The following is a 26,020-nucleotide window of genomic DNA, read 5'->3' on the forward strand; positions in this document are numbered from 1 at the left end:
TTAGGCAATGGCTAAAAATACGCTGTTGGAAATCAAACGCAGTCTCGACGCACATGTAGGGCAAAAAATTTTGCTGCGGGCTAACGGCGGACGCCGTAAGACCGTCGAACGAACTGGTGTCTTGGAAGAAACGTACCCTTCTGTTTTTATCGTCAAGCTGGATCAGGAGCAACAAACGTTCAAACGTGTCTCCTACAGCTATGCTGACATTCTTACCGAGTCGGTGGAAGTTACCGTCTATGATCCCGACTCCCATACAAGTGTCGAATGTTTTGACACACCTTAATTGATTTTATGTAATCTATACCGGCTTTGCAGGTTTAACGGCGGCTTCGTCATTCCAAATGACGGGGCCGTTTTGTATATATGGGGCAGGATGAAGCATCGCGTCTTTGCGCATACTAAGGCGGGAATGATCTTCCTTATTCCACTGCCGAAGGAGGCGTATGCATGAGTCGGAGAAGACGAGGTGTCATGTCGGAAGAGCTTAAGTATGAGCTGGCTAAGGATCTTGGATTTTACGATACGGTCAAGGAAGAGGGCTGGGGAGGCATTAAAGCCAAGGATGCGGGCAATATGGTGAAGCGGGCCATTCAGCTTGCAGAGCAGGCAGCTTCCCGCAAATCGTAGCCATCGTTAGTGCTTCGGTAGTACTGATGAAAAAGCGGGGATCTCCGGTTTTATACCGGGTGGTCTCCGCTTTTTTGAACCTCATGACTTGACACGCTGAGTCTGATATAATATGTTAAGCTGTCTTGAGGGAAAAGTTGAAGGTGGGTGAACGCCTTGAAAATATACGAAAAAGCACCGGCAAAAATTAATTTAATGCTTGATGTATTACGCAAACGGGATGACGGATATCACGAGGTTGAAATGATTATGACCATGGTCGATTTGTCTGATCGTTTGACCATGTCCGAGCTACCACGTGATACCATTATCATTTCAAGCCAAGCCGGGTACATACCGCTAGATGAGAAAAATCTGGCTTTTCAGGCCGCGCGTCTGATTAAGGAACGTTATGATGTCTCTACGGGCGTGCATATCCATTTGGACAAGCATATCCCGGTAGCTGCAGGGTTAGCAGGCGGAAGCAGTGATGCCGCGGCAGCGCTGCGTGGGCTAAACAAGCTGTGGAAGCTTGGCATTTCGGATGCTGAATTAAGAGTACTGGGCGCTGAGCTTGGTTCTGATGTGCCCTTCTGTATTACAGGTGGTACGGCTTTAGCGAGTGGACGCGGGGAATTGCTTAGGCCACTTCCGAATCCACCCCAATGCTGGGTAATTCTCGCGAAGCCGCCGATTAATGTATCGACGGCTGAAGTGTACGGACGCGTTAAAGCGGATCAGATCACGCATCACCCGTCTGCCCGGCAGATGGAGCAAGCGATCCGCAACGCTTCTTTTACCGATGTATGTAATGCGCTCGGGAATGTACTGGAGGATGTCACACTTAAGCTGTACCCGGAGGTGGAGCATCTTAAAAACTCTATGATTCGATTAGGAGCGGATGGGGTGCTGATGTCAGGTAGTGGTCCTACGGTGTTCGGGCTGGTGTCGAAGGAAGTCAAAGTACCGCGCATTTATAACGGACTCAGAGGATTCTGCAAGGATGTGTACGCAGTACGACTTCTGACCTGATTATGGTTATTTATTTCTAATTTTAGTGGTATTTGTTGTACAAATACGTACGAAGATGATATATTTACTATTAAATATTCGGATTTTACTATATCACTTGCATTCCGCCAGCAGCCGGCCAGTCCGCCGGTGCTTTTACTGTACGAAGCGGGCGGCAGGAGAAGAATAGATCGCGAGGAATTGTTGTGAAAAAACTTAAAAGAAGCTCACGATTGGTGGAAATGACACAATTTTTGCTGTCACGGCCGCATACCCTGGTGCCTCTTACGCATTTTGCGGATCGTTATGGGGCGGCTAAATCGTCCATAAGCGAAGACCTGGCTATTATCAAGGAAGTATTTGAGGATGAAGGCATTGGTGAGCTTCTGACGTTGGCGGGAGCGGCAGGAGGCGTCAAGCTGATTCCAAGACTGTCCAAGCAGCATGCACTCACATTTGCGAATGACCTGTGTGCACAGCTGGAGCAGCCGGATCGCATCTTACCCGGAGGATATCTGTATCTGTCGGATCTGCTGGGTCAACCGGCGATGATGAATGAGGCTGGTAAAATATTCGCTACTGCATTTGCCAACAGACAGATCGATGTAGTCATGACGGTAGAGACCAAAGGGATTCCGCTTGCCTATGCAACCGGGGCACAGCTGAACTTGCCCGTTGTCCTCGTACGGCGTGATCATCAGGTAACGGAGGGCTCGGCAGTGAGTATTAATTACGTCTCAGGGTCACAAAAGAGCCTGCATACGATGTCATTGTCCAGACGGGCGATGCGCGAGAAAGCGCGTGTACTCATCGTGGATGATTTTATGAAGGCAGGTGGCACGATTCAGGGGATGGTTGACTTGCTGGCTGAGTTTGATGCTGAGGTAGCCGGAGTAGGTGTGCTGGTAGAATCGGGCGAGGTGGAGAATGGAGAACGCTTGCTGCACGATTATATTTCACTGGCGAATCTGACCGCGGTCGATTCTCGAAGCAAGCAAATTACAGTCAAGCTGGGGAATTATTTTGATGAATCTACAGGTCAGTAAAATGTCACATTTCATCAAAAAATACCTAAATATGTCGAAAAGAAATCTTTTCAAAAAAATTACCTGAATTTAGGATACGTTTTGTCCAAAAAAAGAAGGAATTCGAAATGCTGTGTGGAATGTATACACCAAGTCCTATTTGGAAAAAGGTGGTGAAACACACATGCAGATTACGGATGTTAGACTCCGCCGAGTGAACTCAGAAGGAAGAATGAAGGCGATTGCATCCATTACGATTGATAACGAGTTTGTAGTTCATGACATCCGGGTTATCGATGGTAATAACGGGATGTTCGTGGCTATGCCTAGCAAACGCACCCCGGACGGAGAGTTTCGCGATATCGCTCATCCTATATCTTCAGGGACCCGGGAGAAGATCCAGGCTGCTGTACTAACTGAGTACGAACGCGCAGCGGTGGATGAAGAAGTAGCTATTGAAGAAGGCGCTTAATTCGCCTAAAGCAAGATTGGGGTACAAAAGAAAAAGAGGGCCACAAACTGTGGCTCTCTTTTCTTTTTGTCTGGAATGAGATATATTCTTTAATGAGTTAACAGTCAGTTTTAAGGCAACTTGGAGCCATCCGGGCTGCCGAAGCGACTTTTTCATAAGACAGGGATCAAGCAGCAATGCATCCCGGGGATGAATGTCCAGCACAAGCTGGCCTGAAAAAATAGCCATTAACTAAAGGTTCGCCGTTATTTTTCAGGAGGATGTGAAAAGGTAAGAAAAATCTGATCTGGAAATTAACGTTTTAGCCAAAGGGAAATTGTTATTTTCAGGATAGGAGGTTGGACTTGTTGGAAAGGTTGGCAGTCATTCTTGCCGCAGGGCAGGGAAAACGTATGAGATCCAAATTATATAAAGTTCTGCATCCGGTATGCGGGAAACCGATGGTCGGTCATGTACTCGACACGGTTCGTGACATTGGAGTGTCCCGCAGTGTGGTGATTGTGGGTCACGGTGCGGAAGCGGTACAGTCTTATTTGGGACCGTCGGCAGAATATGCGCTTCAGGCTGAGCAGTTGGGAACGGGGCATGCTGTCAAGCAGGCCAAAGACTTGCTCGGTCAGGAGAACGGTACGACCATTGTCATCTGTGGAGACACCCCCTTGATTACAGCGGAAACACTGGAGGGCTTGGTGCAGCTACATGAGAGTCGGGGAGCGGCCGCAACAATTCTGACCGCTGAGCTGGACGACCCTAAGGGATACGGCCGGGTCATCCGTGATGCTGCGGGAGCAGTGCTCAAGATCGTGGAGCAGAAGGATTGCTCACCTGAGGAAGACGCTGTTCGGGAAATCAACACGGGAACGTACTGCTTTGATAATGCCAAGCTGTTCGCAGCGTTGGACAAAGTAACCAACACCAATGCACAGCAGGAATACTACCTGACAGATGTCATTGGTATTTTGCATGGCGAAGGCGAGAAGGTTGAGGCATATTTAACAGATGATGTGTCGGAATCCATCGGTGTGAATGACAGGGTCGCTTTATCAGTGGCTGAGGGATACATGCGAGAACGCATTGTGCGCAAGCATATGCTGAACGGTGTGACCATCATTGATCCGTCCTCTACCTACATCGAGAGCGAGGTTGTCATTGGCTCCGATACAGTGCTGTATCCAAACACATGGCTGCGAGGTCAAACACAAATCGGTGAAGATTGTGTGATTGGTCCGCAGACTGAGATTCAGGATACCCTTATTCATTCGGGCGCAACGGTGAAACATTCGGTGTTGAACGAAGCTGAGGTGGGCAGCAGTACATCTGTGGGTCCGTTTGCCTATCTGCGTCCGGGTGCGAAGCTGGGCGAGCATGTGAAGATTGGTGATTTTGTTGAGGTGAAAAATGCGACCATTGGTGATCATTCCAAGGTGTCCCATTTGAGCTATGTCGGTGATGCCAAGGTAGGTACAAACGTTAATATCGGTTGTGGGGCAATAACGGTTAATTATGATGGGTATAATAAATCTATTACAGAAATTGAAGATGATGCCTTTATTGGCAGTAATGTGAATCTGATCGCCCCGATTAAGATCGGAAAAGGTGCTTATGTCGTAGCAGGCTCCACCGTAACACATGCTGTCCCTGATAACGATCTGGCCATTGCCAGACCGCGTCAAGAGAACAAAGCCGGATATGCGGATAAAATCCGCGCGCGTGCCAAAGCGAAGAAGAAAAGATCGGAATAACCTTAATCAGCAAGCTGTTGGATCTGTAATGAATGAATCAGCACGGAGGGTTTCTATAAATGACTTATTGCGATTCCAAACTCAAAATATTTACTTGTAACTCCAATCCGAAGTTGGCCCACCAGATTGCGGACTACATCGGAATTCCAATGGGGGAATCCCATACCACATCGTTTAGTGACGGTGAAATTCAAATCAAACTGTCTGAAAGCGTGCGCGGTTGCCACGTATACATTGTGCAGTCGACTTGTCTGCCGGTTAACGACAACTTGATGGAGTTACTGGTTATGATTGATGCACTCAAGCGGGCTTCCGCCAAAAGCATTAATGTCGTTATGCCATATTACGGCTATGCCCGTCAGGATCGGAAAGCACGTTCACGTGATCCGATCACGGCGAAGCTTGTCGCTAACCTGATTGAAAAAGCGGGTGCTCACCGCGTAATCAGTATGGATTTGCATGCGATGCAAATTCAGGGATTCTTTGATATTCCGGTGGATCATATGTTCGGCGCGCCAATTCTGGCCCAGTATTTCCGTTCGAAGCAGATTGAAAACCCGGTTGTCGTCTCCCCTGACCACGGCGGTGTTGTGCGTGCGCGGAAGTTAGCGGATTTCCTGAATGCCCCGCTGGCCATTATCGACAAACGTCGTCCTGAGCCGAATGTTAGTGAAGTAATGAACATCATCGGAAATATTGAGGGTAAAACCGCTATTCTGATTGATGACATTATTGATACAGCGGGAACCATCGTGCTGGGCGCGAATGCGCTCAAGGAAGGCGGCGTAACGGACGTGTATGCGTGCTGTACGCATGCCGTGCTCTCCGGGCCTGCTATGGAAAGACTGGAGAATTCACCGTTAAAAGAGGTGGTCGTGACGGATACCATTCCGATCGTTCACCCCAATCCGACAAGCAAGCTGAAGGTATTATCTGTGGCTCCATTAATGGGAGAAGCCATTATCCGTGTGCATGAGGAATTGTCAATCAGCAAACTGTTTGAAATCGAATAAGCGCTGGCTCATTAAAAAAGGGGTTGCCTTTTCCAACTGGAAAAGGTAACCCCTATCAGCATGTCAGGCTAAAAGCCCGGTCTGGATATAAATGTGAAGCGCTGACGATTGTATAGCGTGTCCTCCATTTCGACAAAATGCTCGTTAAAACGCACAATGATGCCAATCTGGATATGTACATTCCCGTCATAGACTTGGACAGGAACCGAATGTTTTAAATGATATAGAAAATGGCTGTCATATAAGAGGATATCACCCTGATTGAGCATACCAGCACGCACCTTCCTGTTCAGTATAACTATTTTACCAAAAAATCAAGACTTCGAAAGAGGGTGTCACGGTTTATGAAGTGGATTGTAGGATTGGGCAACCCCGGTCCCCAATACGAAAAAACGAGACATAATGTTGGATTTATGGCGCTGGATGCTCTGGCCGCCCGTCATAACATCCAGATTAACCAAAGCAAATGCAAGGCATTGATTGGAGAAGGACATATTGGCGGAGTAAAAACCGTGCTGATCAAGCCGATGACCTATATGAATCTCTCAGGCGAGTCTCTGCGTGCTTATATGGACTATTACAAAGCGAATATAGATGATTTGGTCGTAGTTTATGATGATCTGGATACAGAGGTCGGAAAAATAAGACTCCGGTATCAAGGCAGTGCAGGTGGTCATAACGGGATCAAGTCGATTATCCAGCATACGGGCACACAATCCTTTAATCGGGTTCGTATGGGCATTTCCCGCCCTGAGCCTGGCTACGCCATCGTGGACTATGTTCTGGGAACCTTTCCGAAGAAGGAGAAGGAATTGCTGGCTGGAATGATAGAGGACACGTGTGATGCTTTGGAATACAGCTTGGGTCATCCTTTTGAACGGACCATGGCTGAATTCAATAAGTAAGGTCCGTAGCAGGCAGGATGGGCTTAAATGGAAGTTTGTTGGACATACTGAAAGGTATAGAAAACTTTCAGGAGGCATATACATTACATGATTGTGAATTATGTATGCAGACATTGTCGAACTTTCTTGGGACGGATTGATTCCGCAGCAATAACCGAAGAAAGGTTGGGCTTCCATTCCTTGACCCCTGCCGAACGTAGAGATATAATAGCGTATAATTCGGGCGGTGAAGTGACCGTCAAAGTCATTTGCGAGCATTGCAACCAGGCGCTGGAAAATAATCCGGAGCTAAGCCTGCTCGTAAATCCGCTCCAATAACAGGTATTCAACTGGTCTCATGTACCAGCTTGAGAGGTGAGGCGGTAATCCCGCTTATGGAGCCTTGGCAGCCTTGCTGAGGCTTCTTTTTCAGTTTGCTGCTCTCTCCCAGAGTAAGCATGTAATACCTGTTGCTATTCAGTTACATGCCGTTATTGTGAATAAATTTACATGCAACTATTTATAAGCATAAAGGGGTGCCTTTTTTGTTACAAGCACTTATTCAGGCTTTTACCAAGGATGCTGACTATGCATCCATTGCAGCAGGTATTTCATCAGGCATGAAGGAACAGCTCATATCTGGTTTATCGGGCTCTTCCCGACAGGTACTGATGGCCGCGCTTGCCGAAGATACCGGACGACCGATTCTGGTCATGACGCACAACATGTTTGCCGCTCAAAAAATAGCAGATGATTTGCAGGAAGCGCTTCCTCCAGAACGGGTTTTGTTGTACCCCTCGAATGAGCTGGTAGCTGCTGAGGCCGCCATATCCAGCCCGGAGACGCTATCCCAACGAATTGAAGTATTGATACGATGCGCCCAGGGTTTTCGTGGGATTGTTGTCGTGCCGTTTTCTGGTGTCCGGCGTTTGCTGCCGCTTCCAGAGACATGGCGTGAAGCCCGAATCGAGCTGAAAGAAGGCGAAACGATCCAACTGGAGCCGTTTTTGCTGCATATGGTCGAGATGGGGTACCAGCGGGTGGAGCGTGTAGAATCACGTGGAGAGATGAGTGTCCGTGGCGGGATTATCGATTTTTATCCGATGACAACCCGTTGGGGCTACCGCGTGGAGCTGTTCGATGATGAAATTGACTCCATCCGTATGTTCGACCCGCAAGATCAGCGTTCGGTGGAAAAGGTGCAGGAAGTTACCGTAACGCCGTGCAAGGAAGTCATAGCGGATAACGCTCGTATGGATCAGGCGGCAGATGCCGCAGCGATTCTGTTGGAGGAGCAGCTCGGCAAAATGACAGACCGTCAGGCCAAGCTGCATCTGAAAGAAGAGATTCACCGCGAAATTGAGCTGCTGCGTGAGCATGTGTATTTTGACGAAATCTATAAATATATCTCGCTGTTGTATCCCGAACGCAAAACCTTGGCAGATTACATGCCGGAAGACACCATTCTGATTATTGATGAACCGGCGCGGATGCTGGAAACAGCCAAGCAGCTCGAACGGGATGAGTCCGAATGGAATCTGCATTTGCTTCAAAACGGTAAAACGTTACCGCAGCTGGAGCTGTCGGATAACGTGGACAATCTGCTATATAACCGGAGATTCCAGACGTTGTTCCTGTCGATCTTTCTCCGTCAGGTTCCGCATACGCAGCCGCAAAATATTTTGAATTTCATCTGCCGGGGCATGCAGGATTTCCACGGTCAAATGAATGTGCTCAAGGCAGAAATGGATCGCTGGCGCAAGGCGGGCACGCAGGTTATGATGCTGGCGAGTGGAGACGAGCGGCTGGATCGGATGCGCCGGGTGCTTCAGGATTACGGTATTGATGAACCAACGATGGCTATTGGCAATTTGCAAAGCGGTTTTGAGATGCCATCTATTCATTTGGCAGTGATTACTGAGGGCGAAATGTTCTCGCAAAAGCAACGCAAAGCACGCAAGCAGGGCCGCCATGTGGACAACGCAGAACGGATTAAGAGCTATAGCGAGCTGAAGGTGGGCGACTATGTTGTACACCAGAATCACGGGATCGGGAAGTACATGGGGATCGGTACGCTGGAGGTTGGCGGTATCCATAAGGATTACATGCACATTCTCTATGCGGGCGGCGATAAGCTGTCTGTACCGATTGAGCAGATTGACCTGATTCAGAAGTATGTCGGCTCAGAGGACAAGGAACCTAAGATTTACAAGCTGGGCGGAAATGAATGGACACGGGTGAAGAGCAAGGTTCGCAGCTCGGTTCAGGACATTGCTGATGATTTGATCAAGCTGTATGCAGAAAGGCAGTCAGCGCCGGGTTTTGCCTTTGAAAAGGATTCACCGGAACAGCAGGAATTTGAGGATATGTTCCCGTATGAAGAGACACGTGACCAGATTCGGGCAATTGAAGAGATCAAGAAGGACATGGAGCAGAGCCGTCCGATGGATCGTTTGCTGTGTGGTGATGTGGGCTACGGCAAGACAGAGGTTGCCATTCGCGCTGCGTTTAAGTCGGCTATTGAGGGCAAGCAGGTGGCTGTGTTAGTACCGACGACGATTTTGGCACAGCAGCATTATGAGACGTTCCGTGAGCGCTTTTCCGGGTATCCGTTCAACATTCAGGTGTTGAGCCGTTTCCGTTCACGCAAGGAGCAGAATGAGACGATTAAAGGGGTTCGTCAGGGGACGGTCGATATTGTCATTGGCACCCATCGCTTGCTGTCGCAGGATCTGGTGTTTAAGGATCTGGGGATGCTCATTGTCGATGAGGAGCAGCGGTTTGGCGTGACGCACAAGGAAAAGCTGAAAAAGCTGAAAACGAATGTGGACGTGCTGACGTTAACGGCTACGCCTATCCCGCGTACGCTACATATGTCTATGCTCGGGGTTCGCGACTTGTCGGTCATTGAGACACCGCCAGAAAACCGCTTTCCCGTGCAGACTTATGTTGTCGAGCACAGCCAAACGTTGGTGCGTGAGGCGATTGAACGCGAGATGGCACGCGGAGGACAGGTGTACTACCTGTATAATCGCGTACAGGGTATTCAGGAAATGGCTGCCGAGATCAATGCGCTTGTGCCGGATGCCAAGGTGGGCGTGGGTCACGGCCAGATGTCCGAATCCGAGCTGGAGAAGACCATTTTGGACTTCCTGGACGGTGAATATGATGTACTGGTCAGCACCAGCATTATTGAGACCGGGGTGGATATTCCGAATGTGAATACACTCATCGTGCATGATGCCGATAAAATGGGGCTGTCCCAGCTTTATCAGCTGCGTGGGCGTGTAGGCCGTTCCAACCGGATTGCCTATGCTTATTTTACGTACCAGCGGGATAAGGTGCTGACGGAAGTGGCAGAGAAGCGTCTTCAGTCGATCAAGGAGTTTACGGAGCTGGGCTCCGGGTTCAAGATCGCGATGCGCGATTTGTCGATTCGTGGAGCGGGGAATTTGCTTGGTGCAGAGCAGCACGGATTCATTGCATCCGTCGGTTTTGATCTTTACTCGCAAATGCTGGCTGAGGAAATTAATAAGCGCAAGGTTAGCGTGCTTGGAGAAGAGGATCTGTCGAATCGAAATTGGAGTACGTCCATTGATTTGGGCGTGGATGCTTACCTGCCAGGAGATTATATTTACGACAGTATTCAGAAGATTGAGATTTATAAAAAGGTTGCAGCAGTCAGCACGTTTGACGAGGCAATGGAGCTGGAGGATGAGCTGGTTGACCGCTTTGGTGATTTGCCGGAGGCTGTGCGTCATTTGTTGGCTGTAGCCCGTCTCAAGGTATACGGACGCATGTATGGCATTGAGTCCATTGTCCAGCGGGATGACAACATCGTGTTGAAATTCCACGAAGGGCGCCAGCAGGCGGTACAGACCGCCAAACTTGCGGAGATTGGCAATCGCTTTGAAAGACGTGTACAATTTGAACAGGGCACTCCTATGAGCGCACGCATCAAGGGCAAAGGTCTGGATGATCCACAGATACTAGAGCTGCTGGAGCAATTTTTGAGTGCACTAAAAGATGCATTCACATTGAAGGAGGAACTGCAAAATGTCACAACCAAATAAAAGAAAACCTTGGAGAATGCTATCGGTGGCCATTGCCGCGGTGCTGGCTATATCGGTGCTGGCAGCATGTACGAAGCAAGCCGAGGAGAGTAAGGTCAAGGACCAACCGAAGGACAGCAGTAAGGTTGTCGTGACCTACACTGGCGGAACCATTACGGAAAATGAGTTTAACCAGGAAATCAGTATGATGAAATTCCTGTATCCGGAATATGGAGCGATGCTTGCTTCGGATCAGGTGCGGGAGCAAATTGCCAAGCAAGAAGTGGTGTACAAGCTTCTGGCTGAAAAAGCAGACGATAAGTCCAAGGAACAGGGCGCCAAAGAAGGAACCGAACAACTGGAGCAGTATAAGAAGTCGGTCGGAGATGCTAAATTCAAGACATTTTTAAGTGATCAAAAGCTGACTGAGCAGGGTGTGAAGGATTACTTTACCCGTGTGATGACGGTGATCAACAGTGAGACGAACAAAGTGACGGACGATCAGCTGAAACAGGAATTTGAGAAAAACAAAGATCAATTCACGACAGCAACCGTGCGTCATGTACTGATTAATTTCCAGGATCCAAAAACGAAAAAAGAACGCAAAAAAGAAGATGCTCTCAAACTGGCCAAAGAAGTGAAGGCGAAGCTGGATGGCGGGGCTGATTTTGCGACGATTGCCAAGAAATACTCAGAAGATCCGGGTTCGGCTTCCAATGGCGGTTTGTATGAGAATGCATCCGTAGCTCAATGGGTGCCTGCATTCAAAGAAGCAGCTGAGAAGCAGCCGATCAATAAAATCGGAGATCCGGTGGAAACAGAATACGGATATCACATCATCAAGGTGGAATCCCGCAATGAGCCTACGTTTGATAAATTGAAGGACAACGAGAAGGCTGCGCTGAAAAACAAGCTGGCTGGTGAAAGTATTCAAAACTTTACCGAGAAGGATTTGGCCAATCTTGATTTGAAAATTAATCTGCCGAAGGTACCTGCCACGCAAGAGAAAAGCGGCACCACACCGGGCGCTGGAAGCACAACTACGCCTGAGGGCACTACAAATGGCACCACTGATACCAAAGCAGGAACAGCCAAGGACGGAGCTACAACCGAAGGTAAATAACTGAACATGCATAAGGAATTGGGAACAGATGAATACTATGGTCAGATATCACCATAAACACCATGACCGTGACGTTCTTCGTGACCGCTTCCGGGGGAGCGGAAGCGTCTTTCGATACCGTCAGTAGTTTACTAAATTCTTCTTGAGAAAGTGGGGCAACATGTGAAATGAAAGCTACTGGTATAGTTCGCCGTATTGATGATCTGGGGCGGGTAGTTATTCCTAAGGAAATTCGCCGCACCTTGAGAATTCGTGAAGGAGATCCGCTTGAAATTTTTGTGGATCGTGACGGAGAAGTCATTTTGAAAAAGTATTCACCTATCGGTGAACTTGGTGATTTCGCCAAAGAATACGCTGAGTCCCTGTTTGAAAGCACAGGCCATATTACGATGATTACCGACCGGGACACCATTATTACGGTGGCCGGAGGCTCTAAAAAAGAGTTTCTGGACAAGCCGATCGGCAGCATTATCGAAGGTAGTATGGATAATCGCAAAACGGTACTGGAAACAGCCAGCGGCTCCTATGAGCTGACCCGAGACCACGAAGAAACACTCTCGTCCTTTGTGGCGGCTCCCATTGTTTCGGGTGGTGATCCTATTGGTTCCGTTGTGTTACTGAACAAGGACGAAAACGTGAAAATGGCCGAAATGGAGATCAAAATGGCTGAAACAGCCGCTGGTTTCCTCGGTAAACAAATGGAACAGTAATCCCCCGGTCCGACCCTGTAAGACGTACTGAATGGTGAAAGCCGTCTGTCGTCTTGCAGGGCTTTTTTTCTTTCCAGAGAAAGAGGCGGTATAATAGGACTCGTGAAAGATGCATATTTTAGGTAGGAGTGGGGAACGGACGATGCAGGAAAATCGCGCCGCTTCGCGGCTGCTACGGGGTGCTGTCATTTTGACACTGGCGGCGGTAGCGAGCAAGCTGATCGGTACATTGCAAAAAATCCCGCTGCAAAATATCGGCGGTGACGGCGTTTTCGGTATTTATAATACGGTTTATCCTTTTTATACGCTGTTGATTACCATTGCCGCTGCTGGATTTCCGGCAGCGATATCCAAATTTGTAGCTGAGTATGAGGCGGTGGGAAACCGGGCCGCAGGGCAACGTGTAGCCCGGTTATCCTCCCTTGTATTGGGCATGTTTGGTGTGATTCTGGGTGTGCTGATGTATACGTGCGCACCGCTGATCGGTCAGTGGATCGACAATGCTCATGTCATTCCCTCGGTGAGGGCGGCGGCTTTTGCCTTTTTGTTCGTGCCGGTTATGGCAGGGCTAAGGGGATATTTTCAGGGCTTGCAAAATATGATCCCGACCGCTGTCTCCCAAGTGACGGAGCAGACGGTACGGGTGGGTGTGATGATCATGCTGTTGCTGCTTATGCTGTCGCAAGGAGCCGGACCCGATATGATTGCTGCCGGGGCTGTTTTTGGTTCTGCGGCTGGCGGGGCAGCGGGTCTGGTCGTCATGCTGCTATTCTGGCGCAACCACAGGAAGAAGCTCAGAAGGCAAGGGAGGCTGTCTGAGCAGGCTTTGCAGGTCGCTGGGAAGACAGAACAGATGGGCATACAGGAGACTGCGTCTGGACGTTCTGGCGTCATAGAGAGAACGACGGACGATTTGGTGAGTGGCAGTCGTGCTGTCGTATCAGGTGTGCTAGAGAGTGCAGCCGGGACAGCGCAGGAGCAGGCTGGAGGAGCCTACCGGACAGAGAGCTACGGTGCTTTACTAAAGGCATTGCTTCGTTATGCCCTGCCTGTTTGCCTGGGAGCGCTGGCCGTTCCGCTGATTAGTTTGGTGGACACGTTTACGGTACCTCGCTTGTTAAAGCAGGAGGGATTGGACGATACAGGAGTTATGGTGGCCTTCGGTGTCTATAACCGCGGTCTGCCGCTTGTACAGCTGGTGATGATGTTTGCCACCACGCTGTCGGCATTGTTCATTCCGTCGTTAGCGGAAGCCCGGGTAACGGGCGGCACGGAGCTGGCGCGCCGCCAGTGTGAGCAATCGCTGCGCTGGTTCTGGCTGTTGGGACTAGCGGCCGCGACAGGCTTAATTGTGCTGGCGGTGCCCGTCAATGTGATGCTGTACGCGGATGACACCGGCAGCGGAGTCATGCGCTGGATGGCGCTGACTGCCGTAGGCGGCACGCTCAGCATTATCTCGGCGGCGCTGCTGCAAGGGCTGGGGGCAGTTCGCGCCCCAGCCTTGGCGATGCTCGCCGTAGCCGCAGCCAAGGCGTTGCTGAACTGGCTGCTCGTGCCGCAGCTGGGCACGGCTGGCGCAGCCATCGCGGGAGCCGCCGCCTATCTGCTGGCAGCGGCGATCAACATCGCGCTGCTCGCCCGCCTGGCGGGGCTGCGCTGGAGCTGGTCCGCCAGCGTGCTCAAGCCGGCGGTACTGCTTGTCGCCTTGGCCTGCGCAGCTGCGGCGGCGATGTGGGGCACCGGCGCCGCGCTGGGTGCCTTGGGGTGGGCCGCCGGAGGCCGTGCCACGGCGGCGGCGGAAAGCCTGCTGGGCGTAGCCGCAGGCGCCGTGGTGTTTGTGATCGGCCTCGCACGCTTGAGGCTGATCACGGAGGCGGAGCTTGCGGCGGTGCCCAAGCTCGGACGCCCGCTGGCAGCCGTGCTGCGCAGACTGCGCGTGCTGGCGTAGCCCGTAGCTATGCCGCTTGCGGTTGCGCGGCGGGGTAGCCATTTTATGAGCCTGTATATACTTTGTGGTATAGTAGTGCCAAAGCAAAGGAAGCGGAAGCAGGCAACGCGCCGTATATTTACGGAGTGTGTGCCACGTTTCTGCGGAACGGAGGATTGGACATGAGCGCAATACTAACAGTCGTAGGATTAGGCTCGGGAGACCCGGATCAGCTTACGATAGGGATATTGAACAAAATGCGGGGCGCTTCGGCGCTGTATCTGCGGACGAAGGAGCACCCGGCAGTTAAGGTGCTGGATGAGTTTGGAGTGGCCTTCGAGTCGTTTGACACCGTGTATGAGACCAAGGAATCTTTTCCAGAGGTATACGAGGAAATTACCATTCAGTTGATAGCAGCGGCCGCTAAAGCTGCCGACGGAAGCGAAATCGTCTATGCGGTTCCGGGTCACCCGATGGTAGCGGAAGCGGCAGTACAATTGCTCAAAGAGCGTTGCCCTGCGCAGGACATTAAACTGAACATCCTTGGCGGCGAAAGTTTTCTGGATGAAGCTTTTGTGCGTCTTGGTTTTGACCCGATTGAAGGTTTCCAGTTGCTGGACGCAGGTACGCTGGATGCGAGCTGGCTTCAACCTCAGTTGCACACGCTGATCGGACAGGTATATGATACGTTTACGGCTTCAGATGTGAAGCTGTGTTTAATGGAGCGCTATCCTGATGACTATGAGGTCTACGTTGGTCATGCGCTTGGCGTGGAGGGCGAGGAAGCGGTGCATAAAGTGCCACTGTACGAGCTGGATCGGGTGGAGGGCTACGGAAACCTGTCTCTGGTGTACATACCGCGTAGTGAGGATGATGCGCTGAAACGGCGTTCTTTTGACCGCCTGCATGAGATTGTTGATATTTTACGCAGTCCGGAAGGTTGTCCATGGGACCGGGAACAGACGCATCAGTCGATCCGCAAAAATCTGATCGAGGAAACCTATGAAGTCATTGAAACGATAGATGAGGACGATCCTGATCACATGAAGGAAGAGCTGGGCGATCTGCTGCTGCAAATTTTGCTGCATGCCCAGATGGAAGAAGAAGTTGGAACCTTCAATGTGTATGATGTGATTCAAGGACTGAATGACAAGCTCATTTTCCGCCATCCACACGTGTTTGGAGACAATCAGGCGAAGGATGCGGAAGAGGCGCTGCAAAACTGGGAGCAGATGAAAGCCGAGGAAAAGCGGATGAAAGGCACAGCTTCAGCACAGCCTTCCGTACTGGATGGTGTCCCTCGTGATTTGCCTGCGCTCATGAAGTCGTACAAGCTCCAGAAAAAGGCGGCGAAAGTAGGCTTTAACTGGGATGGCATTGAAGGCGTATTCGACAAATTGGACGAAGAAGTGGCTGAGCTGAAGGAAGCGGTCCGCGAGGGACATTCCGTGGAGGCGCAGTTGCTGGAGTTGGGCGACGTGCTATTCGTTGCTGTGAACGCGGCCCGTTTTATGGGAGTTGATCCAGAAGAGGCACTGTCCGCCACCAACCGCAAATTTATGGACCGATTCCAGTACATTGAGAAAAGATTACGCGAGCAGGGACGACGTCCCGAGGATAGTAGCGTGGATGAGATGGAGACGTACTGGCAGGAAGCGAAAAAACTCTTGGCAGATCTTAGGCCGTAAAGGCGGCAAATGCCCGTGTGGAGCGTGTCCATTTGAGGAGACTTGCCAATGGGGAGGCTTTTGTAGTAGGATGTTGGCTTAACTGGGGTCGAATTAAAAAACGACTGCCATTGCAGGATTTTTAAGGCCAAGCCAGAATAACTTGTAGTAATTCTGAAAATAACTGTAGTCTACGGGCAACCGTACACCAGTTGTGTTCAGAGCGGCTTCGGCCGCAGTTTGACCTCACGTCTGCCCCATTTTATGGACATGCAGCGTGATGATTATTTTTTGACATTTGGGAGGCTTTTAACTTATGAACAAGACAGATCTGATCAACAATATTTCCAGCAAAAGCGGTTTGAGCAAACGTGACGTTGAAGCTGTATTGAATGGCGTTCTTGGTGAAATTACAGATGCACTCGCCAGCGGCGACAAAGTGCAACTGATCGGCTTTGGTACTTTTGAAACGCGCAAGCGTTCCAGCCGTACAGGCCGCAATCCACAAACCGGCAACACGATTGAAATTCCAGAATCGACCGTTCCTGCTTTTAAAGCCGGTAATAAGCTTAAAGAAGCCGTCAACTAATGCGTCTTGATAAATTCTTGAAAGTCTCGCGGCTGATTAAGCGGCGTACGGTAGCCAAGGACGTCTCCGAACAAGGGAGAGTCGTGGTGAATGGACGCGAAGCCAAGCCGAGCAGTGCGGTCAAAGTGGGCGATGAAATCACCGTCCAGTTTGGCCAGAAGCTGGTGACTGTGCGAGTGGAACGGCTCGCCGACACTACACGCAAGGACGAGGCTGCAAGTATGTACACTTTAGTGAAGGAAGAGCCCATTGCCAGAGACAATGGTTTGAACTGGTAACTGGAATCTAACTTTCTAATATGCTGTACATTAAAGCATCCCTTCATATTCTCATGAAGGGGTGCTTTTTCTTATGCAGTTTCTTTCGTGCAGTTCTAAATCCTGTTGTCCCCTTCATAAGCTAAGAACAGAAGGAGGGGTACATGCCATGATTGAACAAGGGAAGCCCAAACACCATGACCTGCGCATGCAAAGCCGAAAGCAGCTCGACATTTCAGGCGTCAGCAATGTGGAGAGCTTTGACAGTGAAGAGTTCCTGCTTCAGACCGAGCTGGGTCATCTCACCATTCGCGGACAGCATTTACATATCAAAAATCTCAGTCTGGAAGAGGGGCTGCTGTCCATTGAAGGTCTGATTACTTCCCTCGTCTACCTGGAGCCCGGGGCCCCGGCCAAAAACGGAAAAAGCCTATTCGGCAAGCTCTTCAAATGAACCCTCACACACAATGGCTGACATTGACGTGGATGCTGCTGTCGGGCATAGCCATGGGAGTGGTGTTCGACAGCTACCGGGTGCTGTCCATCCGCTTTCATTTTGCCCGTTGGAGCATTCATATGTTGGACGTGCTGTATTGGGTGGCCTCGGCCCTGTTTATTTTCCGTGTGCTGTACGCGAGTAATCGCGGTGAGCTGCGGTTTTATGTCTTTTTAGGACTACTTTTGGGGGGTTTGGCTCTATTTTTGGGCCTTTAGTGTTACAACCCAACGTTTTGTGGTAATGTTATTAAAGATAGTCCGCAGACTGACGTTGATCGTGAACAGCATACTGCGCATCCTGATTGTTCATCCGGTGTTGGCGCTGTATCGGCTGGTACGCAAGCTGGTCGGATGGACATGGGCACTTATTGTGCTCCTGGGAAGGATGCTGATATACATCTTGATGCCGGTTTGGAAGCCGCTCGTCTGGCTGATCGGTCCGCTTAAAGCGCGCTGGAGGACTCCAGAATTGCTTGTAAAGCTCGGCATCAGACTGAAAAACACAGCAAAAAGATGGTTTGGAAGGAGGTAGTATCATGCGTAATTCGTCTGTAGATCGCCATTCATCTCCTACGTCCAAGTCCAACGCGGGCGGGCGCAGGCGAATCATGATTTGGTTGCTATCGCTTGCCGCCTTTGGTAGTTGGGCTATTTTTACCTTTTTTTCTCAAGGTATGATTATGGCCGATCGAAGTGAACAGCTCACCCAGAAGGAAAAACAGAAGCAAGCTGCTACACAAACGGAACAACAGCTCCAAACTGAAGTGAATCGTCTTAAGGACCCCGAGTATATCGGAGAAATCGCCAGAAGCAAGTACGGTCTTTACAAACCGGAAGAGACGCCAATCATCGGGGAGCAGAAATAGGCGCATCATTGGGTCAATGCTTAGTTGACCTTGGTTCCGCCATTTTGTATAATCAAATCACCACAGCGGGATTTTTTTGCAAAAAAATCGGTTGTATATTTTAAGGGAGGATCATTTTATTCTATGGCAATTGAAGTGGGCACCAAGTTAGAGGGCAAAGTGACAGGCATCACGCATTTTGGAGCATTTGTGGATTTGTCTGGAGGTGTCACGGGTCTCGTTCACATCTCGGAAATCGCCGATAACTACGTTAAGGATGTTAACGATCACCTGAAGATTAATGATGTCGTGACGGTGAAAGTCATTAATGTTGACAAAGACGGCAAAATCGGACTTTCCATTAAGCAAACGATTGACAAGCCGGCAAGTGAAGCCCGTCCGCCAAGAGCTCCAAGACCGGAGCGCACAGGAGGACCAGGCGGAGGCGACCGTTTCGGCGGTGGAGGTTCAGGTCCAAGTCAAGGACGCGGTGGTGGTGGTTTCAACCGCGATCGTGGAGGCCGTTCGTTCAAGCCTGCACCGGGTAAACCTTCATTTGAGGATAAAATGTCACGCTTCCTGAAAGATAGTGAGGAACGCATTTCGTCGCTGAAAAAGAACACCGAAGGTAAACGCGGAGGACGCGGCGCGAAGCGTGTTTAATTCACTTTGACAACCGTATCAACCATACACGGAAAACCGTACAGTCGAAAGACTGCTACGGTTTTTTTGCGTTCTGCCGACAATAGCTGAAATATATGAAGAGCTATGGGAGCGTGGGAGATCCATCCGGCGGTAATTTTGCATGCGTTTTATGGTATTCAAGATTTGTTGAAGAAAAAGCAGGGCGATCAAGCTGAAAAGTGGACGTTTTTTTTGTCGTGTGGACTTAATCGTCCGACAAACTCCAACGGTTTTCCGTCTATCTTCTGGGCTAATCGCTAGTCTAAGCGAAAGTGTGGGCGACAGGAAGGGGCTTTGTAGGGAGAGGGCGCTCGTAATTACCATACGCTTCCAAGCGGACGTAGCTTGGCATTGAGGCCGATGCTCTGTGCTTTCGCGCAGAACGTTTTTTTGTCGGAAATTTCTTGGAATAAGACGTGAGGTTCTGACAAACTTTCTCAGTCGTTCCGGTTTAAGATGGGAACATCAAATTGATGAATGGGGTGCCTGACGCATGATGGAGAAATGGAACGTGGTACATTTTCCAGGGTTGAAATCCAGAAAGTCCAAATCTAAAGAACGTACGGAAGGTTGGTCTTCCAGACTCAAGAAGCGGCTGGATTCACATAAAGCAGTGCAATGGGTAACGGCGCAAAGATGGATGCTGCTATTGTCTGCGATGGGATTTTTACTGGGACGCGCCACCATTTTGGACGAGCTATCCCCTTTTGCCCTCGCTTATTTTGCAGTCATCATGTTCCTGCGGCGTGATCTGATGCTGCCTGTAGCTGTATCGGTCGTGTTGGGCAGTCTGCTTGCCCCTTATCCATCCTTATTCATGATTGGCGGCGAGCTGCTTGTATTCTATCTCCTGTATCGTGGGCTACGAACCTTTGATCGGCTGGAATTATCTTATGCCCCGCTTATGGTTTTCCTGTCTGTGTTTATGGTCAATTTATTTTACGCGGTGATGGCCCCGTCCTTCACATGGTATGACCTTATCATCGTAGGGACGGATGCGGTTCTCAGCTTTATGCTGACACTTGTTTTTACGCAGGCCATTCCATTGTTTACGTATCGCAAAAAGACAAGCCAGCTCAAAAATGAGGAAATTTTGTGTCTGATCATTTTACTGGCCTCTGTGATGACGGGAGCGGTAGGATGGACGATTCACTCACTGTCTGTCGATCATGTGCTATCTCGCTATTTGGTCTTGGTATTCGCCTTGGTGGGAGGCGCTTCGTTGGGTGCTTCGGTCGGTGTGATTACCGGTTTAATTTTAAGCTTGGCCAATATGTCTGCGATTGTGCAGATGAGTTTGCTCGCATTTGCCGGTTTGCTGGCAGGGATGCTGCGTGAAGGGCGAAAAGGCGCTGTGGCGCTCGGGATGTTGCTAGGTTCCTCAATTCTGACGATCTATTTGGACGGAACCGGGGATGTGCTAACATCGACCTGGGAGAGCTGTGCGGCGATTCTATTATTCTTAATGACCCCAAAAAGCTTCTTTAAAGCGGTTTCCACCTATGTTCCTGGTACGCAGGACCACGCCAAATCCCAGCATGAGTATGCCAAAAGGGTCCGTGATCTCACTGCCGAGCGGGTGACGAAATTTTCCCGCGTATTCAGTCAGCTATCCCGCAGCTTTCACCAGATATCTGCGAGTGAGAGCGCGAAGCCGGAAGGTGAAATCGAGCATTTTATGAACGCTGTGGCGGAGGGAACGTGTGCCTCCTGCTTCAAGTGCGAGCAGTGCTGGGACGGCAAGTTTATGCAAACCCATCAGTATATGACGGAAATGATGAGTGCTATTGAGGATAATCCGAATTTGATGCCGGAGCAGATGCCGCCGCAGTGGAGCAAGGCATGCGCCAAGACGGGCGCGGTGCTGCAAGTGATGAAGCAGCAGTATAGCCTCTACCAGCATAATATGCAGTGGAAACGCCAAGTATACGACAGTCGTCAGCTTGTTGCTGATCAGCTATCGGGCGTATCGCAGATTATGGAGGATTTGGCGCGGGAAATTCAGCGGGAAGGGCAAACCATGCATCGGCAGGAGGAGCAAATACGAGAGGCGCTTGATCGGCTGGGCTTATCCATACAATCTATTGAGATTATTAATTTGGATGCGGGCCAAGTAGAAATTGAGATTGTCCATGCTTATACAAGGGGATTTGACGAATGCCGGAAAATCATTGCTCCACTGCTGTCGGACATATTGGACGAGCATATTGCTGTGATGCGCGAAACGGCGGCAGATCGCCGCCAGGGGTTGGCTACAGTCATGTTTGGCTCCGCCAAAACATATGAAATTGCCACGGGAGTAGCAAGCGCTGCCAAAGGAGGGGATTTTTTCTCGGGAGACAGCTACAGCATGATGGAGCTGGGGAACGGGACCTTTGCAGTCTCTTTGAGCGATGGTATGGGCAATGGAGAGCGGGCGCAGCAAGAGAGCAGCGCGGCGCTTCAAATTTTGGAGGAATTACTGCAATCCGGCATGGATGAGAAGCTGGCGATCAAGTCGGTCAACTCTGTTCTGATGCTGAGATCACCCGAGGAGATGTATGCTACGGTTGATATGGCGCTAATTGATCAGTATACGGCCCGGACGACATTCATGAAGATTGGGTCAACACCGAGCTTTATTAAAAGAGGGGAGGAGGTCATTCCCGTATCTGCCAGTAATTTGCCGATTGGCATTATACAGGATATTGAAATTGATCTGGTGTCGCTTCAATTACAGCCGGGTGATATTTTGATCATGATCACAGATGGTATATACGACTCGCCGGGTTATGCGGTAAACAAGGAAATATGGATGAAGCGCATGATTCAGGAAATTGAAAGCGATGACCCGCAGCAGTTGGCCGACTGCCTATTGGAACGAGTTATTCGTTACCAGCAAAATCAAATCTATGATGACATGACGGTAGTTGTTAGCAAAATAGATCATTTCCGCCCAGAATGGGCCACGCTTCATGTACCGGGTATGAGCTGGAAGGAGCGCCCGCGTACGGTTAGCTGAATAGACATTGCCCGGGAAATTCCGCATCCTTTTAAAAAATCCGCACTCTTCGTTTGAATCGTTCGAGATTCGGCAAAGATAGAATCTATCAGGATAGATTACGAGGAAGCGGAGGTCAAAAAGCTATGAAGCAAATTTTGATCATTACAGACGGATGCTCTAATGTGGGTGTCAGCCCGGTCATGGCGGCGGCTCAGGCTTTACAGGAAGGCATTACGGTGAACGTAGCCGGAGTCATAGATTACGGGACGATTGGCGAGCTTGGAAGTACAGAGATTCAGGAAATCGCTAAAGCGGGAGGAGGTTTCAGCCAAATCGTAGGCACGAAGCAGTTGGCACAGACCATGCAGATGATGACCCGCAAAACAGTGGTTCAAACGATTCAGCAGGCGGTTAATAGAGAGTTAACGCATATTTTGGGTGAGGGGGGCGCTCGACATATCGGTGAACTGCCGCCGGCCAAACGGGCCCAGGTGGTCGAGGTGATGGATGAACTGACTGAAACCAGCGCTTTGGAAATTGCTTTGCTCATTGATGCCAGTGCGAGCATGAAGCCCAAGCTGCCTGCTGTAGAAGACAGTATTCGGGATTTGCTGCTCAGTTTACAGTCCAGAAGCGGGCCTAGCCGTATTTCTGTCTTTCATTTTCCTGGGGGACGGATGGGTGAAGATGCGGTAATGGATATAGGTTGGACCTCTGAACTTAGCCAGGTTAAGTCGATATTTGGCCGTTTGCGGATGAAGGGGGCGACGCCAACAGGTCCAGCCATTTTACAAGTGATTGATTATTACCGATATGTTACACTAGGGGAACAGAAAGATATGGAAGAATCCTATGGCAAAGGAGAAGGGATGCTCGGTGACTACGTCGTCTGATCCCGTTCTTGCACCCGGAACGGTCATCAAGGGCAAGTGGAAGCGGAGCAGCTATGTCATTCAGCGTCTGCTGGGCCGTGGGGCGAACGGAACTGTATATTTGGTAAAAGAGGCACAGGCAGATCGACAATTTGCTCTGAAAATGGGGAAGAACACGCTTGATCTGCAATCGGAGATTAACGTGCTGACCACATTGCAGTCGCAGGGAACCCAATCCGCTCTCCAGCAAAACGGACATCCATCCTTTTTGTTCGAGGTGGACGATGTATCCTTGCGTAGCGGTGGGGAAATACCCTTTTATGTCATGCGATACGTCAAGGGAGACCCGCTTCACCGTTTTGTGGCGCTCAAGGGAGCGGAATGGTATGGTGTGGCTGGAACTGGCATATTGAATCGTTTGGCTGATCTGCATCAGGCAGGATGGGTATTTGGCGATTTGAAGCCTCAAAATATTTTGGTCAATGCCTATGGAGAAGCCGAGTTGATTGATTATGGCGGGGTGTCACTTGCGGGACGGAGCGTCAAGCAATTTACAGAATGGTATGACAGGGGATTCTGGAATGCGGGCAGTCGAAATGCCGATTCTCAGTATGATCTGTTTGCCTTTGCCCTTCTGACTATTCATATATTGGAGGGCGAATCGTTAAAAGTAGCGGCGGGCAGGCTACCACAGCTGCGTAATACGGCGGAATTAACCATCATCATTCGTCGTAGCCGTGTATTACGACCCTATGCCGAATGGCTGATGGGTGCAGTGCGTGGAGAATATCCCGATACCCGTGTGGCGGCTCGTTCCTGGTCGCGTCTGGCTGCTGCGCATGTCAGGCAATCGTCCGTGAAAAGAGGAACTCCACGCTGGCTGGGATATGCTTTCACTCTCTCGCTTTTGCTGCTTGCCGGAGCGCTCTGGATTGCGCTAAGGTAGCGGCAGGACTTACATAAGATAACAGAGGATCATCATTTTTCGGTCGGCAGAAAAGAGGGTCGTGAATGGGAACAACAAAACCGACCGGTGTTGTACAGGAAGTGCTCGCCCTCGCGCGGGATCATTCGCTGTGGAGCCCCGGAGACCGCATTGTGGTTGCTGTATCCGGCGGGCCGGATTCGGTGGCCCTTTTGCACATTTTACATGAAATATCCGTTGTACATATGTCTTTGCAGTTGATCTGTGCTCACGTCCATCATGGCTTCAGACCGGAGGAATCGGATGCGGAGGCTGAAGAGGTACGTCACATGGCCCTGAAACTTGAGGTTCCGTTTGAAATGATTCGCGTTGATGTGCCCGCTTATATGAAGGAGAGCGGCAAGGGACCGCAGGAAGCGGCTCGCGAGCTGCGCTATACCTTTTTGCATGATACGGCTGCAAAGTGGGCGGCACAGCATATTGCGATGGCTCATCATGGGGATGATCAGGCCGAAACCGTTCTTCTGCACTTGCTGCGCGGTAGTGGCCCGGCGGGTTTGGCGGGTATGCGGCTGACACGCAAGGAAAAAAATGTGCAACTCATTCGCCCGTTGCTTCGTATGTACAAGGCTGACCTGATCGAGTTCTGCAAGTATCATGACCTTTCCTATGTAACGGATAGCAGTAATTTATCATCGAAATACCGCCGCAACTCCATTCGTATGGATGTGCTTCCTTTTTTGGGGCAATATAATGAGCAACTGACACCTTCTCTAAATAGGCTGGCTGAAACCATGGCTGACGAAAATGATTTTATGGAGGCATCCACGCTGGCGGTATATGAGGAATTGGTGCACATAGATAACAGCAGGTATATGTTTTCCATCGCTTCCTATCGTAAGCTATCCGTTGCTTTACAACGGAGGTTGATTAAACTAATATTAAATTATCTGCCTTCGGACAGTGAAAATTTAGATTTTCGTAAAATTGAGACCGTTCGACTGAGGCTTCTCCAGGAACGACCATCCACGTGGAGTCTGGACTTGGGCGGCGGTGCAGTTGGAGTCCGCGAATATGACCAAGCGGTTTTGTTTGACCGTACGCAAGGCGTTATGGGCGAATGGTGCTATGGACTGGACGTATTGCCTATTTCCGGTGAGCTTGAATTGCCTGAGGCGGGGGGGATACTTCGGTGGCGAAGAACTTCTTATCCGGTTGGACAAAATCCGGCGAATGAGGAGGAAGCATGCTTCGACGCAGATGAATTGGTTCTGCCGTTGACAGTACGCTCGCGATTACCTGGAGATACCATGTATGTAATGGGATTAAACGGAAGAAAAAAGGTTAAAGATATTTTCATTGATGAAAAAATACCTCCTTCGCTGCGTCCCGTTATTCCCGTCGTCTGCGACCGTTCCGGGGCTATTCTCTGGATTCCGGGCGTGCGGCGTTCTGTACATGCCGCGGTGCAAAAGCACACGTCTTCGGTTATATACATGTCATGGCAAAGACAGGAGAGTCCAGGGCATCGGTAATTGCGCAGGAACGGCTTTCATAGTATAAACTTAGGAGGTTTACACCGTTGCAAAATGATATTCAGGAAGTATTGATCAGCGAAGAAGAAATTCAGAGTAAAATCAAGGAATTGGGTGCACAGCTCAGCGTGCAATACGAAGGAAAGAATCCGTTGGTGATCTGCGTGCTGAAGGGTGCGTTTATCTTTATGGCGGATTTGGTTAAAGCTATTACAGTACCACTTGAGCTTGATTTCATGGCTGTATCCAGTTATGGTGTGTCCACCAAGTCATCAGGCGTCGTTAAAATTATTAAGGATTTGGACGCTTCGGTTGAAGGACGCGACGTTCTGATCGTCGAAGATATTATCGACAGTGGCCTGACGTTGACTCATTTGATTGAATTGCTTAAGAACCGTAATGCCAATTCGGTATGTGTCGTAACCCTGTTTGACAAACCTGCCCGCCGGACGGTTAATCTTGAAGCTGATTATACCGGATTTACTCTTCCGGATGCGTTTGTTGTGGGTTATGGTCTGGATTATGCCGAGCACTACCGGAACCTCCCATACATAGGGATTTTGAAGCCGGAAATCTACACCAGCTAATCTCAGCCTC

At 49.9% G+C, this 26,020-nt stretch carries 25 protein-coding genes and 1 pseudogene; 25 read left to right on the forward strand and 1 reads right to left on the reverse strand.

All coding sequences use genetic code 11. The annotated features are described in order from the left end of the window. Positions 1–7: 7 nt before the first annotated feature. From veg to QMK20_RS27070, 7 genes are all read left to right on the forward strand, one after another. Positions 8–286, forward strand: a complete 279-nt coding sequence (gene veg / locus QMK20_RS27040) for a biofilm formation stimulator Veg (protein WP_044646031.1) — start codon at positions 8–10, stop codon at positions 284–286. Positions 287–450: 164 nt separating this feature from the next. Continuing rightward, on the forward strand, positions 451–630 hold the full coding sequence (locus tag QMK20_RS27045) for a small, acid-soluble spore protein, alpha/beta type (protein WP_283654048.1): 180 nt from the start codon (positions 451–453) through the stop codon (positions 628–630). Between the two features lie 156 nt (positions 631–786). Continuing rightward, on the forward strand, positions 787–1,641 hold the full coding sequence (gene ispE, locus QMK20_RS27050; protein ID WP_283654049.1) for a 4-(cytidine 5'-diphospho)-2-C-methyl-D-erythritol kinase: 855 nt from the start codon (positions 787–789) through the stop codon (positions 1,639–1,641). Between the two features lie 185 nt (positions 1,642–1,826). Continuing rightward, complete coding sequence (gene purR / locus QMK20_RS27055) at positions 1,827–2,666, forward strand: pur operon repressor (RefSeq protein WP_283654050.1); 840 nt, start codon at positions 1,827–1,829, stop codon at positions 2,664–2,666. Between the two features lie 163 nt (positions 2,667–2,829). Further along, positions 2,830–3,117: a septation regulator SpoVG gene (spoVG, locus tag QMK20_RS27060; protein WP_007428016.1), complete on the forward strand. Its 288-nt coding sequence runs from the start codon at positions 2,830–2,832 to the stop codon at positions 3,115–3,117. 344 nt (positions 3,118–3,461) lie between these two features. Continuing rightward, the gene (gene glmU / locus QMK20_RS27065) at positions 3,462–4,859 is read left to right on the forward strand and encodes a bifunctional UDP-N-acetylglucosamine diphosphorylase/glucosamine-1-phosphate N-acetyltransferase GlmU (RefSeq protein ID WP_283654051.1); all 1,398 of its coding nucleotides are present in this window, start codon (positions 3,462–3,464) and stop codon (positions 4,857–4,859) included. 59 nt (positions 4,860–4,918) lie between these two features. Further along, positions 4,919–5,872, forward strand: a complete 954-nt coding sequence (locus tag QMK20_RS27070) for a ribose-phosphate diphosphokinase (protein WP_014279037.1) — start codon at positions 4,919–4,921, stop codon at positions 5,870–5,872. Between the two features lie 68 nt (positions 5,873–5,940). Here QMK20_RS27070 and QMK20_RS27075 read toward each other — a convergent pair whose 3' ends face one another. Next, a complete protein-coding gene (locus QMK20_RS27075; protein WP_283654052.1) occupies positions 5,941–6,141 on the reverse strand; it encodes a hypothetical protein in 201 nt (66 codons plus the stop codon). 75 nt (positions 6,142–6,216) lie between these two features. Here QMK20_RS27075 and pth point away from each other — a divergent pair, with 75 nt between their 5' ends. The 18 genes and pseudogenes from pth (at position 6,217) to hpt (ending at position 26,010) form a co-directional block, all read left to right on the forward strand. Next, positions 6,217–6,777 carry an aminoacyl-tRNA hydrolase gene (pth, locus tag QMK20_RS27080; RefSeq protein ID WP_283654053.1) on the forward strand — a complete coding sequence of 187 codons (561 nt, stop codon included), beginning with the start codon at positions 6,217–6,219 and terminating at the stop codon, positions 6,775–6,777. An 87-nt stretch (positions 6,778–6,864) separates the two neighbouring features. After that, on the forward strand, positions 6,865–7,095 hold the full coding sequence (fin, locus tag QMK20_RS27085) for an anti-sigma-F factor Fin (protein WP_025682476.1): 231 nt from the start codon (positions 6,865–6,867) through the stop codon (positions 7,093–7,095). Positions 7,096–7,301: 206 nt separating this feature from the next. Next, positions 7,302–10,829, forward strand: a complete 3,528-nt coding sequence (mfd, locus tag QMK20_RS27090; protein ID WP_283654054.1) for a transcription-repair coupling factor — start codon at positions 7,302–7,304, stop codon at positions 10,827–10,829. After that, complete coding sequence (locus QMK20_RS27095; RefSeq protein WP_283654055.1) at positions 10,813–11,931, forward strand: peptidylprolyl isomerase; 1,119 nt, start codon at positions 10,813–10,815, stop codon at positions 11,929–11,931. The genes mfd and QMK20_RS27095 overlap by 17 nt, the downstream gene beginning before the upstream one ends. A gap of 167 nt (positions 11,932–12,098) precedes the next feature. Beyond that, positions 12,099–12,641: a stage V sporulation protein T gene (gene spoVT, locus QMK20_RS27100; RefSeq protein WP_044646039.1), complete on the forward strand. Its 543-nt coding sequence runs from the start codon at positions 12,099–12,101 to the stop codon at positions 12,639–12,641. A gap of 142 nt (positions 12,642–12,783) precedes the next feature. Next, positions 12,784–14,589 carry a putative polysaccharide biosynthesis protein gene (locus QMK20_RS27105; RefSeq protein ID WP_283654056.1) on the forward strand — a complete coding sequence of 602 codons (1,806 nt, stop codon included), beginning with the start codon at positions 12,784–12,786 and terminating at the stop codon, positions 14,587–14,589. 161 nt (positions 14,590–14,750) lie between these two features. Then, positions 14,751–16,256, forward strand: coding sequence for a bifunctional methyltransferase/pyrophosphohydrolase YabN (gene yabN / locus QMK20_RS27110; protein WP_283654057.1), 1,506 nt, complete (start codon positions 14,751–14,753; stop codon positions 16,254–16,256). A 295-nt stretch (positions 16,257–16,551) separates the two neighbouring features. Further along, positions 16,552–16,824: an HU family DNA-binding protein gene (locus QMK20_RS27115; RefSeq protein WP_007428028.1), complete on the forward strand. Its 273-nt coding sequence runs from the start codon at positions 16,552–16,554 to the stop codon at positions 16,822–16,824. After that, positions 16,824–17,102, forward strand: a complete 279-nt coding sequence (locus tag QMK20_RS27120; protein WP_014599342.1) for an RNA-binding S4 domain-containing protein — start codon at positions 16,824–16,826, stop codon at positions 17,100–17,102. Before QMK20_RS27115 ends, QMK20_RS27120 begins: the two co-directional genes overlap by 1 nt. Before the next feature lie 148 nt (positions 17,103–17,250). Next, on the forward strand, positions 17,251–17,535 hold the full coding sequence (gene yabP, locus QMK20_RS27125; protein WP_014279048.1) for a sporulation protein YabP: 285 nt from the start codon (positions 17,251–17,253) through the stop codon (positions 17,533–17,535). Next, positions 17,532–18,111 (forward strand): annotated as a pseudogene (gene yabQ, locus QMK20_RS27480) (spore cortex biosynthesis protein YabQ). The gene yabP and the pseudogene yabQ overlap by 4 nt, the downstream one beginning before the upstream one ends. A 4-nt stretch (positions 18,112–18,115) precedes the next feature. Next, on the forward strand, positions 18,116–18,445 hold the full coding sequence (locus QMK20_RS27140) for an FtsB family cell division protein (RefSeq protein WP_044646042.1): 330 nt from the start codon (positions 18,116–18,118) through the stop codon (positions 18,443–18,445). Between the two features lie 123 nt (positions 18,446–18,568). Continuing rightward, positions 18,569–19,087, forward strand: coding sequence for a S1 domain-containing RNA-binding protein (locus QMK20_RS27145; protein WP_235306847.1), 519 nt, complete (start codon positions 18,569–18,571; stop codon positions 19,085–19,087). Between the two features lie 514 nt (positions 19,088–19,601). After that, positions 19,602–22,109 (forward strand): stage II sporulation protein E, encoded by a 2,508-nt coding sequence (gene spoIIE / locus QMK20_RS27150; protein WP_283654060.1) that lies wholly within the window; start codon positions 19,602–19,604, stop codon positions 22,107–22,109. A gap of 125 nt (positions 22,110–22,234) precedes the next feature. Then, the gene (locus QMK20_RS27155; protein ID WP_283654061.1) at positions 22,235–22,984 is read left to right on the forward strand and encodes a vWA domain-containing protein; all 750 of its coding nucleotides are present in this window, start codon (positions 22,235–22,237) and stop codon (positions 22,982–22,984) included. Continuing rightward, positions 22,968–23,909, forward strand: a complete 942-nt coding sequence (locus tag QMK20_RS27160) for a protein kinase domain-containing protein (RefSeq protein ID WP_044646044.1) — start codon at positions 22,968–22,970, stop codon at positions 23,907–23,909. Before QMK20_RS27155 ends, QMK20_RS27160 begins: the two co-directional genes overlap by 17 nt. A 65-nt stretch (positions 23,910–23,974) precedes the next feature. Next, a complete protein-coding gene (gene tilS, locus QMK20_RS27165) occupies positions 23,975–25,423 on the forward strand; it encodes a tRNA lysidine(34) synthetase TilS (protein ID WP_283654062.1) in 1,449 nt (482 codons plus the stop codon). A gap of 47 nt (positions 25,424–25,470) precedes the next feature. Further along, complete coding sequence (gene hpt, locus QMK20_RS27170) at positions 25,471–26,010, forward strand: hypoxanthine phosphoribosyltransferase (RefSeq protein ID WP_014279057.1); 540 nt, start codon at positions 25,471–25,473, stop codon at positions 26,008–26,010. The last annotated feature ends 10 nt before the right edge of the window (positions 26,011–26,020 follow it).

The sequence above is a fragment of the Paenibacillus sp. RC334 genome (genome assembly GCF_030034735.1).
GTDB classification, from domain to species: Bacteria; Bacillota; Bacilli; order Paenibacillales; family Paenibacillaceae; genus Paenibacillus; species Paenibacillus terrae_A.

Excerpts from the sequence above, each read along its gene's own strand:
- veg (WP_044646031.1), top strand. The coding sequence starts at position 8 with ATGGCTAAAAATACGCTGTTGGAAATCAAACGCAGTCTCGACGCACAT.
- QMK20_RS27045 (WP_283654048.1), top strand. The coding sequence starts at position 451 with ATGAGTCGGAGAAGACGAGGTGTCATGTCGGAAGAGCTTAAGTATGAG.
- spoVG (WP_007428016.1), top strand. The coding sequence starts at position 2,830 with ATGCAGATTACGGATGTTAGACTCCGCCGAGTGAACTCAGAAGGAAGA.
- QMK20_RS27070 (WP_014279037.1), top strand. The coding sequence starts at position 4,919 with ATGACTTATTGCGATTCCAAACTCAAAATATTTACTTGTAACTCCAAT.
- QMK20_RS27075 (WP_283654052.1), bottom strand. The coding sequence starts at position 6,141 with ATGCTCAATCAGGGTGATATCCTCTTATATGACAGCCATTTTCTATAT.
- pth (WP_283654053.1), top strand. The coding sequence starts at position 6,217 with ATGAAGTGGATTGTAGGATTGGGCAACCCCGGTCCCCAATACGAAAAA.
- fin (WP_025682476.1), top strand. The coding sequence starts at position 6,865 with ATGATTGTGAATTATGTATGCAGACATTGTCGAACTTTCTTGGGACGG.
- QMK20_RS27095 (WP_283654055.1), top strand. The coding sequence starts at position 10,813 with ATGTCACAACCAAATAAAAGAAAACCTTGGAGAATGCTATCGGTGGCC.
- spoVT (WP_044646039.1), top strand. The coding sequence starts at position 12,099 with ATGAAAGCTACTGGTATAGTTCGCCGTATTGATGATCTGGGGCGGGTA.
- QMK20_RS27105 (WP_283654056.1), top strand. The coding sequence starts at position 12,784 with ATGCAGGAAAATCGCGCCGCTTCGCGGCTGCTACGGGGTGCTGTCATT.
- yabN (WP_283654057.1), top strand. The coding sequence starts at position 14,751 with ATGAGCGCAATACTAACAGTCGTAGGATTAGGCTCGGGAGACCCGGAT.
- QMK20_RS27115 (WP_007428028.1), top strand. The coding sequence starts at position 16,552 with ATGAACAAGACAGATCTGATCAACAATATTTCCAGCAAAAGCGGTTTG.
- QMK20_RS27120 (WP_014599342.1), top strand. The coding sequence starts at position 16,824 with ATGCGTCTTGATAAATTCTTGAAAGTCTCGCGGCTGATTAAGCGGCGT.
- yabP (WP_014279048.1), top strand. The coding sequence starts at position 17,251 with ATGATTGAACAAGGGAAGCCCAAACACCATGACCTGCGCATGCAAAGC.
- QMK20_RS27140 (WP_044646042.1), top strand. The coding sequence starts at position 18,116 with ATGCGTAATTCGTCTGTAGATCGCCATTCATCTCCTACGTCCAAGTCC.
- QMK20_RS27145 (WP_235306847.1), top strand. The coding sequence starts at position 18,569 with ATGGCAATTGAAGTGGGCACCAAGTTAGAGGGCAAAGTGACAGGCATC.
- spoIIE (WP_283654060.1), top strand. The coding sequence starts at position 19,602 with ATGATGGAGAAATGGAACGTGGTACATTTTCCAGGGTTGAAATCCAGA.
- QMK20_RS27155 (WP_283654061.1), top strand. The coding sequence starts at position 22,235 with ATGAAGCAAATTTTGATCATTACAGACGGATGCTCTAATGTGGGTGTC.
- tilS (WP_283654062.1), top strand. The coding sequence starts at position 23,975 with ATGGGAACAACAAAACCGACCGGTGTTGTACAGGAAGTGCTCGCCCTC.